This window comes from Dactylosporangium sp. NPDC049140, assembly GCF_040648435.1.
Genome location: NZ_JBEZDS010000168.1, coordinates 1 through 1,027, shown reverse-complemented (window position 1 = coordinate 1,027; position 1,027 = coordinate 1). Strand labels below are relative to the sequence as shown.

General features: G+C 68.8%; 1 protein-coding gene. It reads right to left on the bottom strand.

Going from position 1 to position 1,027, the window contains the following annotated elements; genetic code table 11:
• Positions 1–692 (bottom strand): transposase (locus AB0B76_RS59020; RefSeq protein ID WP_360395232.1); only part of this gene is annotated, 692 nt, incomplete at its 3' end.
• Positions 693–1,027 lie beyond the last annotated feature (335 nt).

Sequence of the window (1,027 nt, the reverse complement as noted above, 5' to 3'; positions counted from 1 at the left end):
CGGGCCGCGCCGGACGGGCCGATGCCGTTGAGATCGGTCAGCGAGCTGCCGGCGGTGGTGAGCAGTTGCCGCAGCCGCTGGTCCGCGTCCTTGATCTTGGCGTCGATGATGGTCAGCTCGTCGATGAGCTCGCGAGCCAGGTCGTGGCGGGTCTGGGCGACGATGCCCGCCGGTGGCGGCGCGGTCCGCAGCAAGTAGCTGGCCTGGCCGCGGGTGAGGAACTTCTTGGCCCCGCCGGGGATCAGCTCGAGCAGCAGGTGGTGGATGCGGCTGACGACCTCGGTGCGGGCCCGGCCGAGTTCGTCACGCCGGTCGACGAGCAGCCGCAGCACGACGGTGCGGCTGTCCGCGGCCACCGTGCGCAGGCCCGGGGTGCGCAGACCGGCCACGGCCACGCTGTGCGCGTCGACCGGGTCGGTCTTGCGGCCCTGACCGGTGTCAAAGACCCGGACCCGGGCGGACAGTTTCGCGGGCACGTCGATGACGGTTTCACCGTCGGCGACGAGTCGCTGGGCGATGTGCCGGCCGATCCCGGCGCAGCCCTCCACCGCCCACACCCGGTCGGGGAAAGTACGGCCGGTCGTGAGCATCCGCTGGTATCCGTCGGCCTCGGTGCCGTACCGGCCGCGGGCCAGGACCTGTTCCCGTTCGTCGATGACTTCGATTGTGGCCGACCGTTTATGCGGATCCATCCCGATCACCACACGGCCCATCGCGTTCTCCCTCGCCTCGTACACAGTGGACGATCGCCGTGGAGGGCAACGCTACTTTGAGCTGGGCACACCCCTCTTGAGCCACTCCCGGCAGCGGTGGCCGGCGGGCGCACGCCAAATGAGAGTCACACCCTGATGCCGTGGACAGCCGATGATGAGAGCGATCCCGTCGGCCACCTCGACCCCGCCTGGCCGGGCTGAGGTCGTAGATCAAATTCTATAAGTAGTCATCTGTGTCCCTTGTGGACGCCCTGGCGGGTGGGAAAATGGGATGGTTGCCCGCCGACGTCGTCGCGGCTTGGTTCGATGAGACC